Consider the following 23,969-nt stretch of genomic DNA (forward strand, 5'->3'; position numbering starts at 1 on the left):
TTAGTTATAGGACTAATTTAGCCAAAAGTTTTTAGTTATTTACTAGTTTAAGCAATTCCGAGTGGATTCGGACGAAGTCGAATCCGCCGTAATTGCGGTTATACATTGTTAGCAAACGTATTTTAGTCCAAATATCCATCATATTCAATCGATTTTAGAATTCCCGATTCGAATATTAAATTGAATACAGAAGTCTGTTCTAAATTCCCGATTTTTAATATGTCATTATTAATTCTTTTAGCAAGTGACTTTTCTACAACATATTTTTTCGTCCCAACTTTTATAAAATCATTTAGTTCAAAATCTGCATCTCCAATTTTAGCTTTGTAAACCCATTCTTCACTTTCCGCTTTATATGAAGTCAATTCAGTACTCTGATAAGATTTTGTTACAATCGTATCTACTAAATTGTCCACGTGTCTGTTTTTAATTGGTTTTCTATTAATCTCAAATTTTGGGTCAAGCGCAATTTTTTCCAAATTTGATTTAAGAGAAGAAGTTAGACTGTCATTTTCAAAATATGCTTCAGTAACATAAGTCGATTCGAGTTCTACTTTTTCTTCCTCTATTTTTATTTCCGAATTTTGTTTATTTTCTGATTCAATTACTTATTTAGATTCAGCCTGTTTGCAAGAAATAAGAAGGTTTAAAATTCCGAATATTAATAATGTCTGTCTCTTCATATGCTTGCTAACGGTTACGTATAAGAACAGTTGCGTGGTTTGGTAACTAATTTAGCAAAAGTTGTCGAACCAGAGGAAAATCCGCAGGATTTTCCGAGTAGGACAGACCTAGCAATTGTTTTTATACATTGTTGTACACAGTACTTTTTATTTTCTATGTTCCTTGAAAAGCCATAATTACATTTTCAATATTTTTCTTTTCTAAATTTTCAGGTTCAATTCCAAAATACATTACTGCATTTCCGCCAAATCTACTTAAATCTGAATTTCTGTCATTACAGTCGAGTTGTAATAATATTCTATATTTTTTTGAAATTTTCTCAATTTCCGATTTTTTTGATTCGTAATCTTCAATAGTTTTAATTTCCAATTTTTTAGTTGCGAAATCAAACACTACACTTGACTGAACAGACCTATCTTCTCCAAGAATTTGATGAAAATTATCAGTTTCTTGATTAGTCAGATTGTCAATAAATTCAGTTACAGTTTCATAGAAATGGCTAAAGTCATCATATTTTGATTCGTATTTCTTTATTTTATAATTTTCGTCATCTGGCAATGTATAATACTCAAAATATTCAATTTGAGCAGACTTAAATTTGCCTTCTAAAAAGTATTCTTTTGGGAATTCAATTCTTTCAATGTTTTCCGTGTTTTCAAGATAAATCAGTTTGTAACTTGATTCTTTATTCATAAATCCCGGATAATCTTGGTCAATAAATACAAAAGTATAAAGCATTCCATTTTTTGGAAGTTTATTTTGTAAATCGTATTTACTCAATTCACTTAAATTGTATTGTGCGCAAAAAGTCAAATATTCATTTTCAAATTTGGGCCATTTAAAATCGTTTGGTAGGTCTGGATTTCCTCCAATTTTAGATTTTCCAATTCCTATTTCATTGTCTTCTTTCGATTTGGTTTTTATTCCAATTGTAGGTTTTATTAAATCAAGTATTTCTAATTTATCTGAACTTTCAATATCATAATTAGATTCGATAACGTGTTTTTTAATTTTTTCAAATTTATTTTGTCCGAAGCTAAATAGTGAAGATAAAATTGTCATTTAAATCAGATGTTTTTTTATTATGTTTTTACGTCCAGCGTATTGTGTACAACGTGTTTGTGTATGATTAGTTGCGTGTTTAAGCAACTAATTTAGCAAATAAAAACCGAATAGAATATTCCGCAGGAATATTCGTAAGTAGGCGAATACTAGCAATTAATTATACACGGCTTAAGCTTGTAAATCATTAAATTAGAAACATAAACAGAAAGCACAAAAGAGAGGATTAAGGTTATTATACACGCAGAGACTACAGATCTCGTCAACATTGAAAATCCCCTCTCTTTTCTACACAGATTTCGTACAGTTCTATGAGGCTTTTAAGACCTCGATTTTAAGTCGTTGAAACTCGCGTAGGTTGTCCTTTCAAAAAAACAATTTCTTATGAATAAAGATATTAAATATTTTGGAATAGACATTAGTCATTTGGTTTTTGATGTTACAGATTCAGATGGTAATTATTATCAGTTTAAAAACACTATTTCAGGCTTTAAAAAGTTCGAAAAATTATTAGATCTATCGAGCCATTGTGTGATGGAAGCAACAGGATATTATCACTATCAGTTAGCTTATTATTTGCTTGAATCAGGTATTAAAATATCTGTAGAAAATCCATTAGCGGTAAAGCGATTTATACAAATGAAGTTGTCTAAAATAAAGACAGATAAGAGTGATTCTAAACTTATATGTGAGTATGCCAGTCAGGTAGACTTAAAGTTGTGGAAAGGCAGTTCCAAGCATCAAATAGAATGCTTGCAAATGACCAGACTCCTTTCTGTGTATACAAAACAGAGCACAATGTTAAAAAATAAACTACACGGTAAAACCGTTTTAGGAAATCCAAGTAAAGCGGTTGTGAGTTCTATAAAACGAAGTTTAAAACAGTTAGAAAAAGAAATAGACAACTTAGAAGTTAAATTATTGTTATTGGTAAAAGAAGCGCACCAAGATGTGCTAACACGGTTAAAAACTATACCCGGAATAGGAGCTAAAACAGCCTTAATGTTAGTGGTTTTAACGGACGGTTTTGAACGATTTAGTAGCGGTAGTGAATTATGTAGTTATGCTGGGTTAACACCCGTGATAAGAAATAGCGGAACAAGTGTAAATGGACGAAGTAGAATTAGTAAGATAGGAAATCAAAAACTGCGTAATCTCTTATTTATGTGTAGCTTTAATGCCTGTAAATACAATAAAGCTTGTCGTGATATTTATGAGCGTATCGTTGCCAAAGGAAAGAGTAAAAAGTTAGCATTAATAGCCGTGTGTAATAAACTATTAAAGCAAGCCTTTGCTATTGCAAAATCAGGACTAATATATGATGATTCTTACAGAAGCACTTTAGCTAAAAATTAGTTAGTTTTTACTTGTTTTTTACCACAGTACTTTGTTGGCAAATCGTTATTTTTTCATTTTTCTAAAAGTATTCCAAATTTCAGTCCCGATTTTAAATTCATTTTCATTTAATTCTGTCAAATTCCATTCAAATACTTTTTCTGAAATAACTTTTGCTTGAACTGGAAACATAGTTATTTCAATTTTTTTACTCGAATTATGTTCTAATTCTAATTCAACAGTTTCATAACCTAATGAGAGAATTTCATATTTTATTTTTGATTTGTTTTTCTCAACCTCAATTTTATTTTTCTCTTCATAAATTTCAAATCCTTTAATATTCGGTTTTTCAACAATATTGACATAAAGAGGTAAGTCATTCTCGTCGGTTATAATAAATTCAAACTCGATATTCTTTTCAGATTGTGATTTTATTTCGGTAACTTTTACTTTATTTTTTGTTGGTTGTTCCTTTTTATCAAATTCCAGTTTTAAAATTTTGTTTTTTAATTCATAAATTCCAGTTCCAATATGTGAAGTTCCTAAACAGCCTGAAACAGAATATTCAAAATGATTATTTTCTTTAAAATCAATGCAAGTAACGTCAGATTCTCCAATTGGAATTGAACAATATTTTCCGCCTAAATTTTCTTGAGAAAAAGTCGAAATAGAGGTCAGAAGTATAATTATGTGCAGGATTTTTTTCATAATGTTTGCCAACGGTTTCGTATAACCGTCAGTTACGGGATTAAAGTTAATAATTTTCGGTAAAGAACTGATGTTAGCAATTCCGAGTGGATTCGGACGTAGTCGAATCCGCCGTAATTGCGGTTATACATTGTTGGCATTTCGTTATTTTTTCTCAATTTCAAATGTTTTTATCCACTTTGCTTTATTCATTCCAAAAAATATTCCTCCAACGAGCATTATTCCTCCAGTTGCTATTCCGACCATTCCAAAAAAAGGTGTTTTAGGAATTCGTGTTAAAATTTCTGCTGCAAATGCTGCATAAAGTCCAATTACAGACCAATACATAAAAGTAAAATGAAGGTATTTCCAACTGTCTTCTGGTTTTTTAGTCCAAATAGGAACCATTCCTAGAATAATTGTAATTAAACTCAAAAGAGTTGTGTAATGAAATATTCCCCAAGCATTGAAAAGTCTATAAATCATAAAAGCAGTCAATATCAGAATTCCCATACTAATAACATATAAATATCCGATTTTGATATGTCGTTTTGTTCCTTTTTTCGCGATTAGAATATATGTCCCAAATATTAGAGCAAAACAAGATGAAATCAAATGAACTAAACCTATTTCATTTCCAACTATACTTTCCATTTAATTAAATAATTTAGAGTTATATAGTTTAAATTTAATAGTACTGTATATTTTCATATATTTTTTGTTTCTCAAATGTAGAATTTCAGCGATGAGTTGTTTTTAATGAATGCCAACGGCTTCGGCTATGATTAGTGCGGGATTAAATTAGTATTTAATTTCGGATTAAGCGATTAGCCAAAACTTTTTATTTTGTCTTATCTTTTTCTGTTCTAAAGCCAAATCAAAAGATTTGGCGGACTTTATAAAAATACACCAACTTTTTGATTAAGCACTAAAACCCGTATTAATTATAGCCCTTGTTGTGCATAGTGTTTTATTCAGCTTTGATTTCATATGGTTTTTCAGGGAATCCAAATAAAATTGCCTTGTTCAAGTCTATTTCCTTTATTCCGATTAAAGTTTTTCTTTCGTCATTATCATAAATAGAAGCAAAGTAAGTCCCTTGTAAATTTTCAAGAACTAATTTGCGTCCATTTCTTTTCATTTTCTTATTACTTTCTTGGATAACAGGACTGTCTAAAATCACGTTGAATTTTAAAGGTATTTTCTCATTATTCCATTCAGCATTAAACTCCAATTTTTCAATTTTGTTAAATTCAAGTTCCGTTTTTGTTGATTCGATTCTTTCGTAATCAGTCCAAAATTCAGTGTCTTTAATTATAGATTCAGTTTCACTCAGCACAGTGTGCGTTTTTCCCATTCTATATATTCTGATTCTATTATTATTCACGAATTCATATTTAGATTCTGGAAGTTTTTCACTCCATTCAGTTCGGACTTTGGATAATTTATTTCCGTTTTTTAATTCAAGTTCAAAATGGATAATTTGGTCCTCACTAAATTCAATAAATTCAGGTTGACAGTAGTCATCTCCCGTTTTAATTTTTAACCAAGTTCCATTCAGATTGTTCATTGATTTTTGAAATTTTGAGGCATTATGCACAACGTTTATGTATAAGAATAGTTGCGGATTTGTATGCGAGGATTTTCCGAAGGAAAATCAGACGTTACAAACACGCAACGACCTTTGATTAAGCACTAAACCGCAATTATTTTTATACGGTGTTGTACACCGTTTTTTATTCAATTATTTCTTTATTATTGTTTTCAAAAATCCAAACTCCTATCACTATTGTTAGCGAATATATCAAAACCCAAATTGTTTGTTCAGACCATCTTGTAATAAATCCGCTATCAACGATGAAAAATGTAATCCAAACCGATAGAAAGCTATAAATTGATAATATAATCTTCTCGTTTATGGTTGAGTATTTATTTTTCAAAAACCTTTTAATTAACCAAAATATTGCCATTGCAGGAATTGACGAAAGAAAGCCGATAATAATCATTACAAATATTATTTCGTAAGAATTTAATATGCTCGTAAAACTCGAATCATTTATAATAGCACCTAATATTAATGCTAATAAAAGAGGCGAAACGATTATCGTAAATAACCAAATTTTGATAACATATCTCATATATTATTCAGCTGGTATTTTATACTTTCCTTCCACTAATTCCCAATTATTTTTCTTTCGGTCAAACACAAATCTCATATCAGGAACGTAGCCATTTGTTCCGCCACAGTCTAATGCAAAATCCGCTTTTTTAAATTTCAGTCCATTGTTGAAATGAATTTGCCGCTTTCCAGTAACATTTACAATTCCAAAATTCACGTCAACTGTATCAGTTCCAATTATTTTGTGAGTCAGACGCAAAACCCGAATTGTCTTTTTTTCTTTAATTGACAAATCAACTAGTTCCTCGTTGGTCAAGAATTTGTATCGGTCAGATACGTTCAGTTTGGAAATCCTTTTCCCGTTTTCATTCAGTTCGATATATTTCCAACCACTCGATAGTAAAAGGTCAAATCTGCTATTTAATGCTTGAACATAGATGCTATCCAATTGGCTTGGTTTAATCGAATTCAGTTCCATTTCTTGTCCAAATGACAAAAATCCGATAAAGGTCAATATGATTACAAATGTTTTTCTCAAATGGTGTACAACGGTCTCGTATAACCGACAGTTACGGGTTAATATGCGTTAATTTTCGGTTTAGCACAGACGTTAGCAATTCCGAGTGGATTCGGACGTAGTCGAATCCGCCGTAATTGCGGTTATACATTGTTGTAACACGTTTTTTATTCCGCAATTGCTCCATTTTTCCATTCCTCAAAAGTGACGTGGTTATTCCAATAAAAACTAAATTTATTAAAGTTTAGATTCCAATTTGTCCAAGCTAATTCTCCGTCATTATTCATAAGTGAACCTATACGTAAATGATTATCACCTTTACTTTCGTTGTCGCCAATAATTTCAAGTCTCGATTGGAAATCTTTTGGGAATTCAGTTATTTTGGTTTCTTTATCAGTCATAATTTCAAATGTTGTTTTGGTTATTCCGCTCAATACCAATTTACATCTTCCTAAAATTAATCCGTCCAGATTTTTTTCTTTATAATTTTCCAATTTTGCCCAATCAAAAATCAAAACTATATTGTCGGAATTTATTTCCAGCAAATCAATTGACGAGTCGTGGAGCTCAAGTCTTTTAATATTTTCCGAAATTTTAAATTCCATTACAGATTTTTTTTTCAAATGTGTTACAACGGTCAGGCTAAGCGTAGTGCGGAAGTAAGGAAACCTTTCGTTTCCGTCTGAGCACGAAGCTAAAGCTTATTGTTTAGTTTTATTTTTTCTTGTTCAAAGCTAAATCCATAAGATTTAGCGACTTCATAAATATACACAGACCTTTCTATTTTGCCCTAAAGTCCGCATTACGTTTAGGCTGTGTTAGCTTTAGTTTTTTTATTTACAGTCACTTTTTTCCGTTATAATTCGTCTTTGATTGCGCCAATACTCTATGAATTCTTTCGAACGAGTTTTGCTATTATAAAGTACGTCGCCAATCAAGAAATGAAATTTTTGATTATCCCTTTTAATAAAAAGTGTGTCCGAGCATTTATTTTTTTCCAAAAAATCTCCTTTCAGTAAAAAATCGGCAATAAAAGGCTCTGAATAATCATAATTTGAGCTACCATCTATTTTCCAATATTCATTTTCTTGTTCGAGAAGAATATAAGTGAATCCTTTGTACTGGTATAGGTCGTTGATAACTCCAGTAATTGGAGTTTCCAAGATTATTGGTTTCGAGTTTTGAAAAATTCCAAATGATAGGTATCCAAACCATACTAATAATGAGGCAAATCCAATTAAAGACATGGACATGATTAAAATTTCATCTCGTTTCATCCTCTTCTTTCAACGATTTTTCAAAATTAAAGCTAACGGGTTAGGCTATGATTTGTGCGGGTGCAGAAATTCGGAGAATTTCAAGCTGAGCACAAGCAAAAGCTTTTGCCGTTTTTTAGTTTGTAGTTAAAAATAAGAAAAAAGCTTTTGCGATGATGTAAATCAGCGACCATTTCGACAAGTAACTTATCCCGCATTAATTATAGCCCGTGTTATGTGACGTTTTTTTTCTTTTAGTTTTTCGATTCTCTCTTTTTTTTAATCTTCTATTTCGCTGATAATTCCAAATTATTGATTTTATCTTACTCAGGCTGATTGGTAAAATGCCTTTATTTCCAGTTTTTAATTCATTCGGTAAATTCCAAATATCAAAATTGCTTTTATATTGAGCAACATCGTATTCGGACGGAATAAATTCAAATCGACTTTTTTTGAATACACGACTTTTAATCTTTGAAATTATATTTTGAAGTAAATCAAAAACTTCTTTTTCACTTTCTCCAACATTCTCAGCATTAAATTCCGTGTAATCTCTTGGTTCCGCTCTCCAGAAAATTAGTGTTGCAGTTCCTTTGTCGCATTTTGGACTATTGATAATCCAATTCAAAACTTCAATTCCGTCGTCCCAATTATAATTTTCAGCGAGAAAATATTGGTCGGTTGAGTTTAATTTTTTAAAAATCTCAAAATCTGGCGTAAATTCATAATTGTCATTATCAAATGAATATTCGATAAAATTCTCAATTATAAGTTTCTCTTTTGAGGGTGTAACTATCATTTTTTGGTAAATGTTACATAACGGTTTTGTGTATGAGCAGTAGCGGATTTTATGCGACTACTTTTCAGTTAACAATATACTTTAATTTATGCAATAACGGTTCGAGTTAGCACTCAAACCGCTATTGCTTATACACGTTGTTAGCAACTGTTATATTTCTACTTTCTGTCCGTCGTGTAAAATTCTATAATATTTGCCTTTTTCTATGAGTATACCTTCTGATTCACTATTTGGAAAGTTTTTATGATAATCCTTGGGATGCTTTACATCAATTCCTATGACTTTTCCATTGTACATTCTATTCACTTTGGATTGAAGTGTATGACCTACAACTACTGCTTTTGCATTGAAATTCTGAAGACCCAGTTCAACATCTTCTTGGGTTAAATCATCTTTAAAATAACCTCTGTACCAAGAAACTCCTGTATGGGTTGAATTTAAAAATTGTTCTTTGGTTTTTTCGGGTTTGGGATAAAATGGTTTATAATAGTTATTACTTGTAATCTCATTGACTTCATCTATGCTTAAATTATAATGAGCTACATCTGGATGTATTCCTCCGTGTGTAAAAAGTATACCGTTAATGAGTTCCATTGTGTTTTTACTTGACATCCATTTGCCTATAAAAGAATTTGAATCATATAATTGATGTTGTTGTTTTTCTAAAATTGAAGCTATGTGAAAGTATTTTGGCGATGAAGAATCATAATTTCCTTGCATATTTTTCAATTCGTGATTACCTAAAATAAAATGAACAAAACCACCCTTTTTTATAGCATCTTGTTCTAATTTGTATATAAACCATAGGACTTGGGTTGTTGAAAAGCCTCTATCAACAAAATCTCCAACTAAAACTAAATGCCCAGTATCAAATATCCAATTTAGGTTTTTGTCAATAACCTTGTTATTAATAAGAAAATCACGAAAAGTTCTATAGCCACTTTCAATATCCGAAATTGCTAAAATCTTACTGTTATCATCATAGGTACTTAAGGGCTTTTTGATGTCTGCATTTATAGAAAATTCAAAGCGTGTCGAATCAAGTGGGAAGTAACAAAAAGCTGGAATTTTTGAGTTTGTTGAATGTTCTTTTTGTTCTAGAAAGAAGCCATCATTTTGATTTCCTTTAATATAATTTACGTTTAAAATACTATCATTTTTATAAAAAACATAAGGTCCATCTTTATCCCAATCCATCATTTTAGGATTATCTCCATAGTGCATACTTGCTCCGTGATAAAGTCCAAATAGAATTACTGAAATAGTGATGATTAAAAATGTTATGAATACGTGTTTTACGTATCTAAGAATTCTTTTTTTCATTATTTGTGATTTTAATTTCAGCAAACATAAATCGAGTTAATTTACGCGTATAATAATAGTGATAGACAACCTTGGTAGATGTATAAAGGGTTTTGTATCGTATGTAAAGTCATTTCATCACACTTTAATTTCATTACATAACCTTGAATTTGATGTTTGTCAACCTTTTTTTGAAAGGTAATTTATACTACTATTTTTGTTGTATGAAAACCAAAAAACGCAATAAGCAGTGGGTGATACTATTTTTAATATCAGTTGCTTTAATACCTATATTAATTACAATTTATGAAGTCATTTTTACGGATGATAAATCCGTTGTATTTCTAGGAAATTACAATCCTAAACTAGCTATAATTGTTGTTTCCTATTATATTCTGCTATTTGGTTTGGGCGTTTATTGGTTTATTCGGCAACTTATTTTTATTGCAAAATTGAAAAACGAAAAATCGAAAGTGGAACTAATGCTCTTAAAAAGTCAAGTAAGTCCGCATTTCTTCTTTAATATGCTTAACAATTTATATGGTTTGGTAGGTAAGGACGTAACAAAAGCCCAAGAATTAATTCTAAAACTTTCTGATATGATGCGTTACAGCATCTACGAAAGTGAAAATGAAACGGTAACCTTAAAAGAGGAAGTTGATTATTTAAAGAATTACATTGAGCTTCACAAAATGCGTTATCACAAGAATATAGTAGTTGACTTCAAGTGTAATATCGATGAAAATAAAAGAGTTGCTCCACTACTATTTATAAATCTTTTAGAAAATGCTTTTAAACACGGCGTTGAGAATTTAAGGGAAGATGCGACCGTGACGATCAATTTAACTTCATCAGAAAGCAATATAAAGTTTACGATAGAAAATAATTTTGATAGTTCTGAAAACTTGAAAAAAAAGCCTGGAATTGGTTTGAAAAATTTAAAACGAAGATTAGAATTGACGCATCCAAATAAGCACAGCTTGTTGTTTTCGAATACCGAAAATACTTTCAATGCACAATTAACTTTAAACTAATATGATTACTTATTTAATTATTGATGATGAGCATATAGCACACGACATTATAAAAGACTATTGTGATTTATTGCCAAATATGAAATTAATGAAAAATTGCTATGATGGATTAGAAGCATTTGAATATCTGAATAAAAATGATGTTGATTTGATTTTTTTAGACTTGAATATGCCTAAACTGAAAGGTTTTGAATTTCTTAAAACATTAAAAAATCCGCCAAAGGTAATTGTGACAACTGCCTATAAAGAATTCGCTCTTGAAGGATATGAACTTAATATTTCAGACTACTTATTAAAACCCTTTGGGTTTGAACGCTTTTTAAAGGCGATTAATAAAACGTTCAGTACATCAAATACACAAGAATCTATCTCGTTTAAAAGCAATGTAGATTCAAAGCGTATTTTTCTTCGAACCAATAAAAAGTATATACAAGTAGAAACCGATATTGTTTTGTTTATCGAAGCATCAGGAAATTACACAAATGTGATAACAAAAAACGAAACCATTACTGTTCGAGAAAAAATATCGAACGTATTAGATTTGTTACCGAAAGAAGATTTTTTGCAGGTTCATAAATCATTTGCTGTTGCTCCAAAGCATATTAAAAGTATCGAGGGAAACAGGATATTTATTTCAGACCATATTATTCCTATTGGTAAATATTATAAGGCTAATGTTAATCGATTATTGAAGTAAGTTTTTTCTAATAGTTGCTAACGGTTTCGTATAACCGTCAGTTACGGGATTAAAGTTAATAATTTTCGGTAAAGAACTGATGTTAGCAATTCCGAGTGGATTCGGACGTAGTCGAATCCGCCGTAATTGCGGTTATACATTGTTGGCATTTCGTTATTTTTTCTCAATTTCAAATGTTTTTATCCACTTTGCTTTATTCATTCCAAAAAATATTCCTCCAACGAGCATTATTCCTCCAGTTGCTATTCCGACCATTCCAAAAAAGGGTGTTTTAGGAATTCTGGTCAAAATTTCAGCTGAAAATGCTGCATAAAGTCCAATAACAGACCAATACATAAATGAAAAATGAAGGTATTTCCATTTGTTTACTGGTTTTTTTATCCAAATAGGAATCATTCCAAGAGCGATTGTAATTAAACTCAATAATGTTGTATAATGAAATATTCCCCAACCATTGAACAATCGATATATCATAAATGCTGTCAAAATCAGAATTCCCATACTAATTACATATAAGTATCCGATTTTAATATGTTGCTTTGTTCCTTTTTTCGCAATTAGAATATATGTCCCGAATATTAGAGCAAAACAAGATGAAATCAAATGGACTAAACCTATTTCATCTCCAATTATATTTTCCATTTAATTAAATAATTTAGAGTTTAATAGTTCAAATTTAATAGCACCATTCCTATTCATATATTTTTTGTTTCTCAAATGTAGAATTTTAGCTACGAGTTGTTGTTTTTAATGAATGCCAACGGTAGGTATAACCGAAGTTACGGGATTAAAGTTAATGTTTTTCGGTTTAGCACAGACGTTAGCAATTGGGAGTGGATTCGGACGTAGTCGAATCCGCCGTAATTGCGGTTATACATTGTTGGCAACAGTATTTTCATTCAATTATTTTGGCCAATTCGGTTCGAACTTTCGAATAACACAAGGCTTTTCGGTTTCAAAAATTCCTTTTTTATAAGCTTTATAGTGCAATTCGGTTAATTTTTTAAATTCTTTTTTCCGAAGTCTGTCAACTTTTCTAGGAGACATAAAATCGTAAGTAGAAGCCAAAAATAAAATTATCTCTAGATTTTCACATTCCGATGGAACTGTAACAACTGCCCATTCATAACCAACTCCAGCAAAAATCAATTTATTCGTTTCTTTGGGTAGTTTGATTTGGAAATACCCATTCAAGTCAGTTTGTCCGATTTTGATTGTGTCTTTGTCGAATATTGTGATTCCAATTGCACTTTCAGAAAATTGGTCGATAGTTTTTCCTCTTATAGTCCGTTGTCCAAATACAGAGAAAAAGCAAAATAAGAATGATATGAAAAATACTGTTTTAATTCTCAAAGTTTTCGGTTTTTCATATTGTTGCCAACGTTTAGCTATGCGTAGTGCGGGTGCAGAAAATCACTGACTTTCGATCCAGCACTTAGCCAAAGTTTATATTTTGTTTTTATCTTTTTCTAAAATACTAAATTTAAATCTTTGGCGACAAACCAAATAGACAATAACCTTTGGATTAAACCTAAAACCGCATTATCGCATAGGTGTTGTTAGGCATAGTTTTTTACTCAACTATAATTTCGGGGTCTATTTTTCTCCCTCTTTTATTTTTACTTTGATATTCCCTTCTCTGTTTAGTTATTTCATAAAGCACAATTCCCGTACTTGTCGCAAGATTCATACTCTCAATTATTCCTGCCATTTGTATTTGAATACAAGCTACAGAATTTTTAACCGCTAATTCACTAATTCCACGTGATTCATTTCCAAACCAAACAGCTAATCTTTTCTGAGTGTAATTTCCATTATGCAGAAAAGTGTTTTTTTGTCCTTTGATATGTGGAGAAGTTACGATTGATGTAAATCTATTTTTCTCTAAATGGTCAAAACATTTTTCAGTACTTTCAAAAGTTTTTACAAAACTCCACTTTATAGCAGAAACAGAGGGTTTTAATAATGATTTTCGCTCTCGCATTTCTTCCCATTTTTCGGGTAATCTTTTTTTACTGTCAATTATATAAAGTTTTTCAACTCCGAGTGCATTTATATTTCTAACAACCGTTGCTATATTTTTCACATCAGTTGGTTCTTCAAGTACGGCAATTAAATTTTCACATCTCAAATCCTTTATTTCGTCAGCTCTTTTTCTAAGATCAGATTTTGACTCATTTATTTCGGTATTTGATTTTTCTTTCGTCATTTTTTTAATTATGCCTAACGGTTTAGCTAAGCGTAGTGCGGTGGTAAGGAAACTTTTCGTTTCCGTCTGCGCACGAAGCTAAAGCTTATTGTTTAGTTTTATTTTTTCTTGTCCAAAGCTAAATCCATAAGATTTAGCGACATTCTAAATATACACAGACCTTTCGGTTTTACACTAAAGTCCGCATTACGTTTAGGTTTTGTTGTAGTGCGTATTTATTCCGTCCGAGTTGCAATAACTTCTCCAGTTTCATTTGGAACGCAATAAAACTTTAAGTACTGTTTACTTACTTCGCTGATAGGTAATGTAACGCCTTTTCTACCACGATTGAAAATGGTTATTAAATAAGTTTCATCTAACTTTTCTAAAATCCATTTCGAACCTTCCTTAATTTCTAACTCTTCCAATCTTTTCTTATCCCAGAGTTCTTTATTGAAAGCTATTTTGGTTTTTGATTTTCCTTTTTCCTGAAATTCAAAACTTAAGGACTCTATTTCATCTTGACTTAACTCCGTTTTAGTAGGTGAAAGTTTGACAAAGTTCATCTCCATTTGAACAGGGTCTGCGTTAAAAGTTCCATTGACATAAAGTCTCAATAAGTTTTCATTGATTAATTTTAAATCTGCATACTTTTCTCCATTTTCAAGAATTAGAGAACTGTCTTTTACAGTTAAATTCAAGTCAGATTTTTCTAATTGCAAATTGGTAAAAACATTAGCAGTATCATTTTTAAAATTAAGAATTTGTAGTCCGGGATTTTTTTTGAATTCCATATATCCAACTTCTTTCAGTATCCATTTTCCATTCAATTTTTGTCCATAATTTGGGCTAGAAATCATAATTATTAAAATTAGTAGAAATGTTTTTTTCATATGCACTACAACGTGTTTGTGTATGGTTAGTTGCGTGTTTAAGCAACTAATTTAGTAAACAAAAACGAACGCGAGAAAATTCCGAAGGAATATTCCAAATAAGCAACGACCAAAGCAATTAATTATACACGTCTTAAGTTTGTAATTCATTAAATTAGAAACATAAACAGAAAGCACAAAAGAGAGGATTAAGGTTATTATACACGCAGAGACTACAGATCTCGTCAACATTGAAAATCCCCTCTCTTTTCTACACAGATTTCGTACAGTTCTATGAGGCTTTTAAGACCTCGATTTTAAGTCGTTGAAACTCGCGTAGGTTGTCCTTTCAAAAAAACAATTTCTTATGAATAAAGATATTAAATATTTTGGAATAGACATTAGTCATTTGGTTTTTGATGTTACAGATTCAGATGGTAATTATTATCAGTTTAAAAACACTATTTCAGGCTTTAAAAAGTTCGAAAAATTATTAGATCTATCGAGCCATTGTGTGATGGAAGCAACAGGATATTATCACTATCAGTTAGCTTATTATTTGCTTGAATCAGGTATTAAAATATCTGTAGAAAATCCATTAGCGGTAAAGCGATTTATACAAATGAAGTTGTCTAAAATAAAGACAGATAAGAGTGATTCTAAACTTATATGTGAGTATGCCAGTCAGGTAGACTTAAAGTTGTGGAAAGGCAGTTCCAAGCATCAAATAGAATGCTTGCAAATGACCAGACTCCTTTCTGTGTATACAAAACAGAGCACAATGTTAAAAAATAAACTACACGGTGAAACCGTTTTAGGAAATCCAAGTAAAGCGGTTGTGAGTTCTATAAAACGAAGTTTAAAACAGTTAGAAAAAGAAATAGACAACTTAGAAGTTAAATTATTGTTATTGGTAAAAGAAGTGCACCAAGATGTGCTAACACGGTTAAAAACTATACCCGGAATAGGAGCTAAAACAGCCTTAATGTTAGTGGTTTTAACGGACGGTTTTGAACGATTTAGTAGCGGTAGTGAATTATGTAGTTATGCTGGGTTAACACCCGTGATAAGAAATAGCGGAACAAGTGTAAATGGACGAAGTAGAATTAGTAAGATAGGAAATCAAAAACTGCGTAATCTCTTATTTATGTGTAGCTTTAATGCCTGTAAATACAATAAAGCTTGTCGTGATATTTATGAGCGTATCGTTGCCAAAGGAAAGAGTAAAAAGTTAGCATTAATAGCCGTGTGTAATAAACTATTAAAGCAAGCCTTTGCTATTGCAAAATCAGGACTAATATATGATGATTCTTACAGAAGCACTTTAGCTAAAAATTAGTTAGTTTTTACTTGTTTTTTACCACAGTACTTTGTTGGCAATAGTATTTTTGTTTATTATACCCATTAATTTTTCAACGTCAGTTTCTATTATGTGACTTAAATCAATCTCAATTTTATTTCCATACGTTTCTGTTATAATCAACTTTTTATCATTCAATTCACATGATTTTATTTCTTTGAATTTTATGTTTTTCCCAAAGAACGATTTTATTCTGATTAAGATTCCTCTTTTATTCCACTGAACATAATTCTGATACCAAAACATTTGTGTACTAAATCCGAAGACTATTAAATATCCGATTGCGTTCAAATATTTATTCATTTTAGGGTTTGCAAATTCAATAAAATCAAAGGCTCCATTAATTATTAGAAATAACCCAATTAAAATCAGAGGCAATAAAATCCAACGACCCTTTTTATTCAAATTCCCAAAGTGTATTTTTTTCATTTTTTCGTTATGATTTAATCAGTTTGTAAGCGGATAAAATTCCAATTAAAAACATTATTACACAAATCTAATATTCCGCTTTTGAGTAGTAACTTATTCCACCAATTATTCCAAATGATGTCCACAATAGGTTTGTCAGAATTTCGGTTTTATTCAATTTGTTCATTTTTGAGTGCGTTCTGTTATATTATTGCCAACTAGTTAGTAAACGCAGTTTATTGCGTTTATTTCTCTTTCAAATATAATATTATTTAGGTAACATTTCTAAAGGACTTGTAATATTTATAAGATTAGTAGTACTTACATGCGTGTAAATTTCTGTAGTTTTAGAGCTGTTGTGGCCTAGTAATTGTTGTATAAACCTTAAATTAGTGCCCGAATCTAGTAAATGTGTTGCAAAAGAATGTCTTAAGGTATGTACTGTTGCAGGTATATTTATATTTGCTTTTCTTTTAGATTTATTAAAAACTTGCCTAATGCTAGATGCACTGTATTGCTTGCCTTCTAAGCCTTCAAATAACCACTCTTTAGGTTTATATAACTTGTAATACGCCCTTAATTGTATAAGCATAGTGGGCGATAATAGTGTAATTCTATCTTTATTACCCTTTGCATTTCTTATCCATACCCGCATATTTTTAGAATCTATGTCTTCAATTTTTAAATTTAAACATTCAGATATACGTAAGCCACAACTATATATAATCATAAAAATAGTTTTATGTTTTATATTGTATGTGCACTTAAGTAAACTATCAACTTCATTTAACGATAATACTTTAGGTAGTTTTTTAGCTTTTCTTGGTCGGCAAAAATCATACTGTACTTTTGGTAAGTTTAATACTTTTTCTATGTAAAACTTAAGTGCATTAATACTTTGGTTTTGGTATGATGTAGATATGTTTTGCTTGGTAATTAACTCTTGGTGGTAAAATGTTATATGTGCAGTAGTTACCTGGTGCAAAGGCATTGGATATATGTACTTTAAAAACTGTTTAAACATATGTAAATATGTTTTTGTAGTGTTTTTACTATAATTTTTTAATATTAACTTTTGTTGCATGAGTGACACAGCCAACACATAATCTGGTTTTGTAGATGCTGTATTTGGTAAGTTGTGTTTTGTTATAATAGATTTCATGCCGTAAAAATGATTATAATACCACTAAAATGCTTATTTTTAAGCGATTATATTCGTTTATAAACGTATAATAATACTATTATGTATGAAAATTAAATTTTGTTTGCAGTGTAATAAAGAGTTAATTGGTAGGTCTGATAAAAAATTTTGTGATACCGACTGTAGAAGTTCTTACCACAATACCAACAGACCAATGCATGAAATAACTATTAAGCAAATTAATAGCGCTCTTAGAAAAAATAGAAGTTTGCTTGCTCACTTTTGTCCAAGTGGAAAAAGTACAGTTAAAAAAGAGGTTTTAGTGCAACTTGGTTATAGGGTAGATTTGTTTACTCATATTTTTCCGTTTAAAAACGGAGTTTATTTCTTTTGTTATGAATTTGGTTATTTGCCCATTGTAGATAATGGTGTACACAAAATGCTAATTGTACATAAGCAAGAGTATATGAATACCTTGACCTTTAATCCTTGGAAAATAAAACTTGCAAAGTAATTTGTTACTTATATTTACTAGGGTTAAAGTTGGTAAATCCACTCTTCAGGATTTAACTTGCTAACGTTTTTGTATAAATAAAACTTTAATAATGTTTGTCCGCTAAACTTATTGGTAGCAACTTCTCCTATTTCCTGCTTTGCAGTAACTTTATCTCCTTTTTCTACGTAAGTTGTAGCGAGGTTATAGTATGTAGTTATGTAGTTACCGTGTTTTATTTGCACGCCTTTATTACCACCAGGTACAGCAAGTACCGCTATTACCTCCCCTTCAAAAATAGAGCGTGCCTTAGAGCCCTTGTCTGTAGCTATAATTACACCATTATTTTGGTGTTTAATACCCGGGTATACAGCATCTTTGTATACGCCAAATCCCTTACTTTTAAATCCTTTTGCAACAGGCCAAATAAGCTTGCCTTTATTTGCAGTAAAATTGTTAGCAACAATTTTAGCTTCTGGTGTTAATACAAATTTAGTGCTACTGGTTTTTGTTGTGGTTTTACCGGTAGTTTTTGTGTTGGTAGCTACAATTGCAGAACGTATTAATTTTTCAATTTGCTGATCTATTTTACGTGCTTCAGATTTTTTCTTATTAATACTAGCAGTGTACTTACTTTCATTCTTTTTAATAGTGCTTAAAAGTGCATCTTTAGCTTTCTTCTCTTGCTCTAATTCTTTTTTTGTAGCTAAATTTTCTTTAAGCAACTGTTCCTTTAATTTACGCTGGTCTATTAAAGCCTGGTTTTTAAGTTTTAAAGTGTCCGTTTTGGCAAGTATGGCTTTACCTTGCTCTTGTCTGTAATTTGTATACTGTTTTATGTATTGCAGTCGTTTGTATGCTTGTAAAAAGTTTTCCGAAGAAAGTAAAAATAACAGTCTACTTTGTTGAGATTTGTTTTGATACGATTTTTGTATCATTTGGGCATAATCTTCCTTTAAGCTCAGTAAATCCTTTTTTAAGGTGCCTATGTTACGCACGTTAGCATTTATTTGCCTATTTAACAAGTTGCTTTGTTGGTTGGTAATACGCACTAATTGTTGCTGGGCATTAATTTTTTGCTCTAAACTCTCTACTTGTTCTAAAACATTGCCTTTTTCTTTAGTTTCAGCATATAAAAGTCGGTTTATAGCTCTTATGTCTTTTTGCAATTGCGCACGTTTTTTCTCTAATGCTATTTGCTGGTTGGTTTGTGCAGCCAAAAAACTTCCGCATAGCAGAAAAATAAGTAATGTAAAAAACGTAATTTGGCGCATAAATAGTATGGTTATTTTAAAACAATTTCTTTAAAACCATTTGGTATTTTGTAAGGAAAACCAAATTTTTTGTTTAACTCTATGTTCTTAAAAGTTAGAGCAATAGAGTCCGTTTTGTTTTTGTCTGTAACATAAATGTCTATAATATTTGGCACTAGTTTTTTATCTACTAATTGGTAGTTTTTATATTGTACATCTAATAACCTATTTTTATCTGGCTGTGCTAATTGCATACCAGCAATTTTGTAATTGTTAGGCTCTATTTGTAACAGTGTTTTAAAAAGCTCATTTGCTTTTTTAGGTGCCAATTGGTATTGCTTGTTTAGTTCAACGGTGGTATATTTTTCCTTTCGCAAGTCAAACAATGCTTGTCCTAAAAGTAAGTTTTGTAATTTATTATAATCTAATTCTGTACCTAGTAAATTGCTTAAATATGTAAAATCTCCATCAAAATACTCATTTTGTAACCTATTGTAAAAACTAACTCTTGTTGGTGTTATGTAGGCTTTAACTACACCTAACGTGGCGCTAATCCAAATAGCTTTATCCTTTTCCATTCTAAAACTAACTGTATAGCCTTGTGCATCTGTGCCATCGGTATAATCAATCTTTAATCTTCCGCGTAATGTTTTAAAATCTAAGGCGTTTGCATAATGGTTTTTAACAACAGTTTTTGTGTTAAGTTTTTTTAAGGTTGATGTATTACTTGCGATAACCTTTTTAGATTTACATGATACAAAAAACACCGCAATAATAAGTGCAAGTCCTAGTTTTGGTGCTATTTGAAGATTTTTTGTCATTTGTTATTTTTTAAATTTTACTTTAGATAAGTACATATTTGCTTTTGCAGGATTGCCCATTGCTGTATATGCGGCAGCAATTTCTCTATAAAAATCATCTGCAAGGCGTATGTCATCTAACACATAGTCCAATCCTGTTTTTAAAGTTTCTAGAGCTTGCCTGTGCTTTCTTTTACCATTATATGCAGCTCCTAACGCATAGTAAAAGTAAGGCTGAGATGGGTATGCCTCTAGAGCCTCTTTAGCAGTGGTCTCTAAAAAAATATAATTTTTCTGTTTTAGTGTAAACTTTAATCTGTTTTTGTAATTAAAGGCAGAATTACTACTGTTGTTAACACTTTTAGTAGTTGTTGTATTTTTATTTTTAGTAGTGGTTGTGCTAGTACTTGTAAAGGTATAAGTGCTAGTATTGGCTTTTTTGTGTGCTATGGCAGCCTGTAATTTTGCATTTAAATCTTCTTTAAACGCATCATCTTTTAGTTCAGCAAGTATATTTTTTGCTTCGTTATAATTTTGTTTTAAGTACAACAAGTGCGCTAAGTTTTGCTTTAGGTTGTAGTTATTATAGGGTACTATTTCTTTTAAATTACTAACGTTTTTGTATTGTTTTACTAAGGATATGTATAAACTCTCTAAATACCACAAATTATCTGGTTTTTTACTAAGCGCAATTTCTGCTTGTTCTTGTGCCAAACTATACTGTTTGTTTTTTATATAAGCTTTGGCAAGTTCATTAGCTACTGCTGCATTATCTGGTTGTAGTTTTTGGCAAACCAAAAAGCTATTTATTGCACGGTCATAATTTTCTATACCTTTTTGCTTTAGTCCTTCAAAAAAGGCTTCTTGAAAATTATCTGAATATTCTTCTAAAAAAACATCTGCGCTATTCTCTATCTCTTGCGCATAGCCAAAACTCACTACTATAAACATTAGTAGAGCAGTAATTTTTAAAAAATAGGAGTATATAGTGTTCATACGTTGGTAAAATTATTAAAAAAACAAATGGTATGGTAACCAGAGCTCTATCAATATTTAATAATAGTCAAAAATTATACCGTAGTATTTTTGTTGTACGTTAAATTTCCAATAATTAAAGCAACTGCAGCTGGCAAAACCCAGCCAAGACTAAATTTACTTAATGGTAGGTATTCTGCCGTAAAATTAGAAACACTTGTTATACCTATGCTGTTTAAAAAATCTGGAACACTAAACAAAATGGTAGTGTAAACAACCGCTCTAAAAACTTTTGGTTTTGTGTACCTATCTGACAATACATTAAGCACTATTAAAATAATAGTAATTGGGTAAATAAACATTAAAGCTGGTATGGCCACAATAATAATGTAATCTACATTAAACTGACCCATAACTATGCCTAAAATACAGCTTATAACTGCAGTAATGGTATATGCTTTGTTAGAGTTGTTGTACCTGCCTTTAATAAAATCTGCAGTACCTGTAACAATACCAATTGCCGTTGTAAAACAGGCTAAACTTACCAAAATACTTAAAAATTTGTTTCCTTCATGACCTAAAAGTGTTCTGCTAATACCGTTTAGTAAATCTGTACGGTTTATGCCACTATCAAAACTAGTATGCATTAAAGCGCCTGTTAATATTAAACCTCCGTAAACAAATAGTAAACCTAGACCTGCAAAAATACCGGCGTTTTTAATGAGTGCTTTACGGTCTGTGTAAGATATATTTTTGTTTTTTAGATTAATAGATATAATTAGTACGCCACCTACTACAACGGCAGCAATGGCATCAAAAGTTTGGTAACCCTCTAAAATACCGTCTGTAAATGGGTTTTTTATTGTAGATGTGCCAAAGGAAAAATCAAAACTAAAAACGCAAATTCCAATAATTGCTAGTAATATTATAAGTATTGCCGGAGTTAATAACTTACCTAGTAGGTTTAAAATTTTAGATCTGTTTAGAGCAAATACAAGTACCAGGCTAAAATATACAATGCTTGTGTATATAGAGGGTGTATCAAAAAAAGGAGCAATACCAATTTCATGTGTTACTGATGCCGTTCTGGGTGAAGGCAACGCAACAGCTATAATATAAATGCAAAATGAAAATACCAAACTAAAGGTGTTAGATACTTTTTTACCAAAGTCAAAAATGGTTCCTTGTAATTTTGCATGGGCAAAAATACCCAATATAGGTATTAGTATAGCAGAGAGGCAAAAGCCTATAGCCATTACCCACCACATTTCTCCAGAGTTAAAGCCTATAAAAGGAGGAAGAATTAGGTTTCCTGCGCCAAAAAAGAGCGAAAACAATGCAAAAGCAGATACTAGTGTTTCTTTGGTATTATTCATTGGGTGTGTATTGTATTAAAAGGGAAAGATAGTGTATTCTAAATTATCGACAAACGACTACTTGTTCATAAAATTTTGTGTATTTCATCGAAAAAAATGTTTTTTGTTAAAAAAAATTAACATAAGCTCAATATTTTTAACAATGAAACGTTATTTTAAAAATGATGATAATTAATGGTTATCAATCATCAAAAAAATATTATTAATATCAGTGCCTGGTCCCCACCAAACATTGTTTAAATCCTACAAGCTATGAAAAAATTTTTAGCCACTTCTAGTTCAGTTTTTAACGCGTTATGTTGTGGAATTTTTGGTCATTATTACGCAGTAACAAAAAAAGTAACGTCCCATATAAACGAGTACGAGTGCATACACTGTAAAAAACAAGTTACTACAGATGTAACAGGAAATTTGTCTGCACTAACACCAGAGTTAGAGGATATTAACAATACTTTACAAAAGGTTTATAAGAAAAAACGCCAACACACTCCGCAACATGCGGTATAGTGTTATGGTTCTTCAGATAAAGAGTTCCAGCCCTGCGCGGTAATCGGAATTTTAGTATTATTCCTGGAAATTAAGTGAACACCTTCATTCTTATCTGTCATATGCCCTACGACAGTTAGGTTAGGATTCCCTTTTATTTTCGGGAATTCTTTTTGGTCTATAGTAAAAAGCAGTTCATAATCTTCACCACCGCCTAAGGCAACAGTTGTACTGTTTACTTTAAACTCTTCACAAGAACTAATAACAGTTGGGTCTAGTGGTATTTTTTCTTCATACAAATTACAACCAACATTACTTTGTTCGCATAAATGTAAAATTTCTGAAGACAAACCATCACTTACATCAATCATAGAGGTTGGTTTAACTCCCAAAGCATCTAATAAAGGCACAATGTCTTTACGTGCTTCTGGTTTTAATTGTCTTTCTACAATGTATGTGTACATAGATAGATCTGGGTTGTTATTAGGGTTAACTTTAAAAACCTCTTTTTCGCGCTCTAAAACTTGTAGTCCCATATAAGCAGCACCTAGGTCTCCTGTAACAACAAGTAAATCGTTTGGTTTGGCACCATTTCTGTAAACTAAATCTTCCTCTTTTGCTTGGCCAATAGCAGTAATACTAATTAGCATACCTTTTGTAGATGATGTAGTGTCTCCACCAACTAAATCTACATTATATGTTTTTGCAGCAAGTGCAATACCACTATACAATTCTTCTAAAGCCTCTAACGGAAACCTGTTAGAAACCGCTATAGAAACAGTAATTTGTGTTGCTGTAGCATTCATAGCATAAATGTCAGACAAGTTTACCATTACGGCCTTGTATCCTAAATGCTTAAGAGGTACATAGCTAAGGTCAAAATGCACACCCTCTATAAGTAAATCTGTAGAAACTACTGTTTTTTTGTCTTTAAAATCTAAAACAGCAGCATCATCACCAATACCTTTAATACTAGATTTGTGCTGTAAAGTAAAATCTTTAGTAAGGTGGTTTATTAAACCAAATTCGCCTAATTGTTCAAGAGATGTTCTCTTTGGATTTTTATCGTCTAACATGATGCAAAAATAATAAGGATATTGTATTAATTGTGTTTTTTACACATAA

General features: G+C 31.0%; 27 protein-coding genes. 6 read left to right on the forward strand and 21 right to left on the reverse strand.

The annotated features are described in order from the left end of the window. Positions 1-122: 122 nt before the first annotated feature. Entirely contained in the window at positions 123-479 is a 357-nt protein-coding gene (locus PBN93_RS07215; RefSeq protein WP_271081786.1) for a hypothetical protein, read from the reverse strand. A 358-nt stretch (positions 480-837) separates the two neighbouring features. Further along, positions 838-1,746 (reverse strand): DUF1963 domain-containing protein, encoded by a 909-nt coding sequence (locus PBN93_RS07220; protein ID WP_271081787.1) that lies wholly within the window; start codon positions 1,744-1,746, stop codon positions 838-840. Positions 1,747-2,130: 384 nt separating this feature from the next. Here PBN93_RS07220 and PBN93_RS07225 point away from each other — a divergent pair, with 384 nt between their 5' ends. After that, positions 2,131-3,102 carry an IS110 family RNA-guided transposase gene (locus PBN93_RS07225; protein ID WP_271081788.1) on the forward strand — a complete coding sequence of 324 codons (972 nt, stop codon included), beginning with the start codon at positions 2,131-2,133 and terminating at the stop codon, positions 3,100-3,102. A gap of 45 nt (positions 3,103-3,147) precedes the next feature. Here the strand turns inward: PBN93_RS07225 and PBN93_RS07230 are convergent, their stop codons facing one another. The 8 genes from PBN93_RS07230 to PBN93_RS07265 form a co-directional block, all read right to left on the reverse strand. Further along, complete coding sequence (locus tag PBN93_RS07230; protein WP_077405329.1) at positions 3,148-3,789, reverse strand: hypothetical protein; 642 nt, start codon at positions 3,787-3,789, stop codon at positions 3,148-3,150. A 144-nt stretch (positions 3,790-3,933) separates the two neighbouring features. After that, entirely contained in the window at positions 3,934-4,422 is a 489-nt protein-coding gene (locus PBN93_RS07235; protein ID WP_271081789.1) for a DUF2306 domain-containing protein, read from the reverse strand. A gap of 316 nt (positions 4,423-4,738) precedes the next feature. Further along, positions 4,739-5,338, reverse strand: a complete 600-nt coding sequence (locus tag PBN93_RS07240) for a hypothetical protein (RefSeq protein WP_271081790.1) — start codon at positions 5,336-5,338, stop codon at positions 4,739-4,741. A gap of 571 nt (positions 5,339-5,909) precedes the next feature. Continuing rightward, entirely contained in the window at positions 5,910-6,425 is a 516-nt protein-coding gene (locus tag PBN93_RS07245; protein ID WP_171974513.1) for a hypothetical protein, read from the reverse strand. A gap of 146 nt (positions 6,426-6,571) precedes the next feature. Further along, positions 6,572-7,009: a hypothetical protein gene (locus tag PBN93_RS07250; RefSeq protein WP_271081791.1), complete on the reverse strand. Its 438-nt coding sequence runs from the start codon at positions 7,007-7,009 to the stop codon at positions 6,572-6,574. 228 nt (positions 7,010-7,237) lie between these two features. Next, a complete protein-coding gene (locus tag PBN93_RS07255) occupies positions 7,238-7,681 on the reverse strand; it encodes a hypothetical protein (RefSeq protein ID WP_271081792.1) in 444 nt (147 codons plus the stop codon). 196 nt (positions 7,682-7,877) lie between these two features. Next, on the reverse strand, positions 7,878-8,459 hold the full coding sequence (locus PBN93_RS07260; RefSeq protein WP_271081793.1) for a DUF4274 domain-containing protein: 582 nt from the start codon (positions 8,457-8,459) through the stop codon (positions 7,878-7,880). A 150-nt stretch (positions 8,460-8,609) separates the two neighbouring features. After that, on the reverse strand, positions 8,610-9,782 hold the full coding sequence (locus PBN93_RS07265; RefSeq protein ID WP_271081794.1) for a metallophosphoesterase: 1,173 nt from the start codon (positions 9,780-9,782) through the stop codon (positions 8,610-8,612). A 203-nt stretch (positions 9,783-9,985) separates the two neighbouring features. On the opposite strand from PBN93_RS07265, the gene PBN93_RS07270 reads away from it, so the two are divergent. Beyond that, positions 9,986-10,795 (forward strand): sensor histidine kinase, encoded by an 810-nt coding sequence (locus PBN93_RS07270; RefSeq protein ID WP_271081795.1) that lies wholly within the window; start codon positions 9,986-9,988, stop codon positions 10,793-10,795. A 1-nt stretch (position 10,796) separates the two neighbouring features. Further along, positions 10,797-11,492: a LytR/AlgR family response regulator transcription factor gene (locus tag PBN93_RS07275; protein WP_271081796.1), complete on the forward strand. Its 696-nt coding sequence runs from the start codon at positions 10,797-10,799 to the stop codon at positions 11,490-11,492. A gap of 153 nt (positions 11,493-11,645) precedes the next feature. Here PBN93_RS07275 and PBN93_RS07280 read toward each other — a convergent pair whose 3' ends face one another. The 4 genes from PBN93_RS07280 to PBN93_RS07295 form a co-directional block, all read right to left on the reverse strand. Continuing rightward, entirely contained in the window at positions 11,646-12,134 is a 489-nt protein-coding gene (locus PBN93_RS07280; protein WP_271081797.1) for a DUF2306 domain-containing protein, read from the reverse strand. A gap of 261 nt (positions 12,135-12,395) precedes the next feature. Further along, a complete protein-coding gene (locus PBN93_RS07285) occupies positions 12,396-12,845 on the reverse strand; it encodes a carboxypeptidase-like regulatory domain-containing protein (RefSeq protein WP_271081798.1) in 450 nt (149 codons plus the stop codon). A 220-nt stretch (positions 12,846-13,065) separates the two neighbouring features. Further along, positions 13,066-13,701 carry a TrmH family RNA methyltransferase gene (locus PBN93_RS07290; protein ID WP_271081799.1) on the reverse strand — a complete coding sequence of 212 codons (636 nt, stop codon included), beginning with the start codon at positions 13,699-13,701 and terminating at the stop codon, positions 13,066-13,068. 215 nt (positions 13,702-13,916) lie between these two features. Further along, positions 13,917-14,573 (reverse strand): hypothetical protein, encoded by a 657-nt coding sequence (locus PBN93_RS07295; protein WP_077405423.1) that lies wholly within the window; start codon positions 14,571-14,573, stop codon positions 13,917-13,919. Positions 14,574-14,919: 346 nt separating this feature from the next. Between PBN93_RS07295 and PBN93_RS07300 the strand changes: the two genes are divergently transcribed. Further along, entirely contained in the window at positions 14,920-15,891 is a 972-nt protein-coding gene (locus PBN93_RS07300) for an IS110 family RNA-guided transposase (protein WP_271080729.1), read from the forward strand. A gap of 18 nt (positions 15,892-15,909) precedes the next feature. Here PBN93_RS07300 and PBN93_RS07305 read toward each other — a convergent pair whose 3' ends face one another. Then, complete coding sequence (locus tag PBN93_RS07305; protein WP_271081800.1) at positions 15,910-16,341, reverse strand: hypothetical protein; 432 nt, start codon at positions 16,339-16,341, stop codon at positions 15,910-15,912. Positions 16,342-16,588: 247 nt separating this feature from the next. After that, positions 16,589-17,482, reverse strand: a complete 894-nt coding sequence (locus PBN93_RS07310) for a tyrosine-type recombinase/integrase (protein ID WP_271081801.1) — start codon at positions 17,480-17,482, stop codon at positions 16,589-16,591. 85 nt (positions 17,483-17,567) lie between these two features. On the opposite strand from PBN93_RS07310, the gene PBN93_RS07315 reads away from it, so the two are divergent. Continuing rightward, the gene (locus tag PBN93_RS07315; protein ID WP_077400852.1) at positions 17,568-17,975 is read left to right on the forward strand and encodes a hypothetical protein; all 408 of its coding nucleotides are present in this window, start codon (positions 17,568-17,570) and stop codon (positions 17,973-17,975) included. 23 nt (positions 17,976-17,998) lie between these two features. Here PBN93_RS07315 and PBN93_RS07320 read toward each other — a convergent pair whose 3' ends face one another. The 4 genes from PBN93_RS07320 to brnQ all read right to left on the reverse strand — a co-directional run bounded on the left by PBN93_RS07320 (position 17,999) and on the right by brnQ (position 22,358). Beyond that, positions 17,999-19,228, reverse strand: a complete 1,230-nt coding sequence (locus PBN93_RS07320; RefSeq protein WP_271081802.1) for a murein hydrolase activator EnvC family protein — start codon at positions 19,226-19,228, stop codon at positions 17,999-18,001. Between the two features lie 11 nt (positions 19,229-19,239). Further along, positions 19,240-20,028, reverse strand: coding sequence for a DUF4292 domain-containing protein (locus tag PBN93_RS07325; RefSeq protein ID WP_271081803.1), 789 nt, complete (start codon positions 20,026-20,028; stop codon positions 19,240-19,242). Positions 20,029-20,031: 3 nt separating this feature from the next. Continuing rightward, positions 20,032-21,003 (reverse strand): tetratricopeptide repeat protein, encoded by a 972-nt coding sequence (locus tag PBN93_RS07330; RefSeq protein WP_077400861.1) that lies wholly within the window; start codon positions 21,001-21,003, stop codon positions 20,032-20,034. Positions 21,004-21,077: 74 nt separating this feature from the next. After that, positions 21,078-22,358 carry a branched-chain amino acid transport system II carrier protein gene (gene brnQ, locus PBN93_RS07335; RefSeq protein ID WP_271081804.1) on the reverse strand — a complete coding sequence of 427 codons (1,281 nt, stop codon included), beginning with the start codon at positions 22,356-22,358 and terminating at the stop codon, positions 21,078-21,080. 252 nt (positions 22,359-22,610) lie between these two features. On the opposite strand from brnQ, the gene PBN93_RS07340 reads away from it, so the two are divergent. Further along, positions 22,611-22,865 (forward strand): hypothetical protein, encoded by a 255-nt coding sequence (locus PBN93_RS07340; protein ID WP_077400866.1) that lies wholly within the window; start codon positions 22,611-22,613, stop codon positions 22,863-22,865. Positions 22,866-22,867: 2 nt separating this feature from the next. Here PBN93_RS07340 and thiL read toward each other — a convergent pair whose 3' ends face one another. After that, positions 22,868-23,920 (reverse strand): thiamine-phosphate kinase, encoded by a 1,053-nt coding sequence (gene thiL, locus PBN93_RS07345; protein ID WP_077400869.1) that lies wholly within the window; start codon positions 23,918-23,920, stop codon positions 22,868-22,870. Between the last annotated feature and the right edge of the window lie 49 nt (positions 23,921-23,969).

This window comes from Cellulophaga omnivescoria (genome assembly GCF_027915275.1).
Lineage (GTDB): Bacteria > Bacteroidota > Bacteroidia > Flavobacteriales > Flavobacteriaceae > Cellulophaga > Cellulophaga omnivescoria.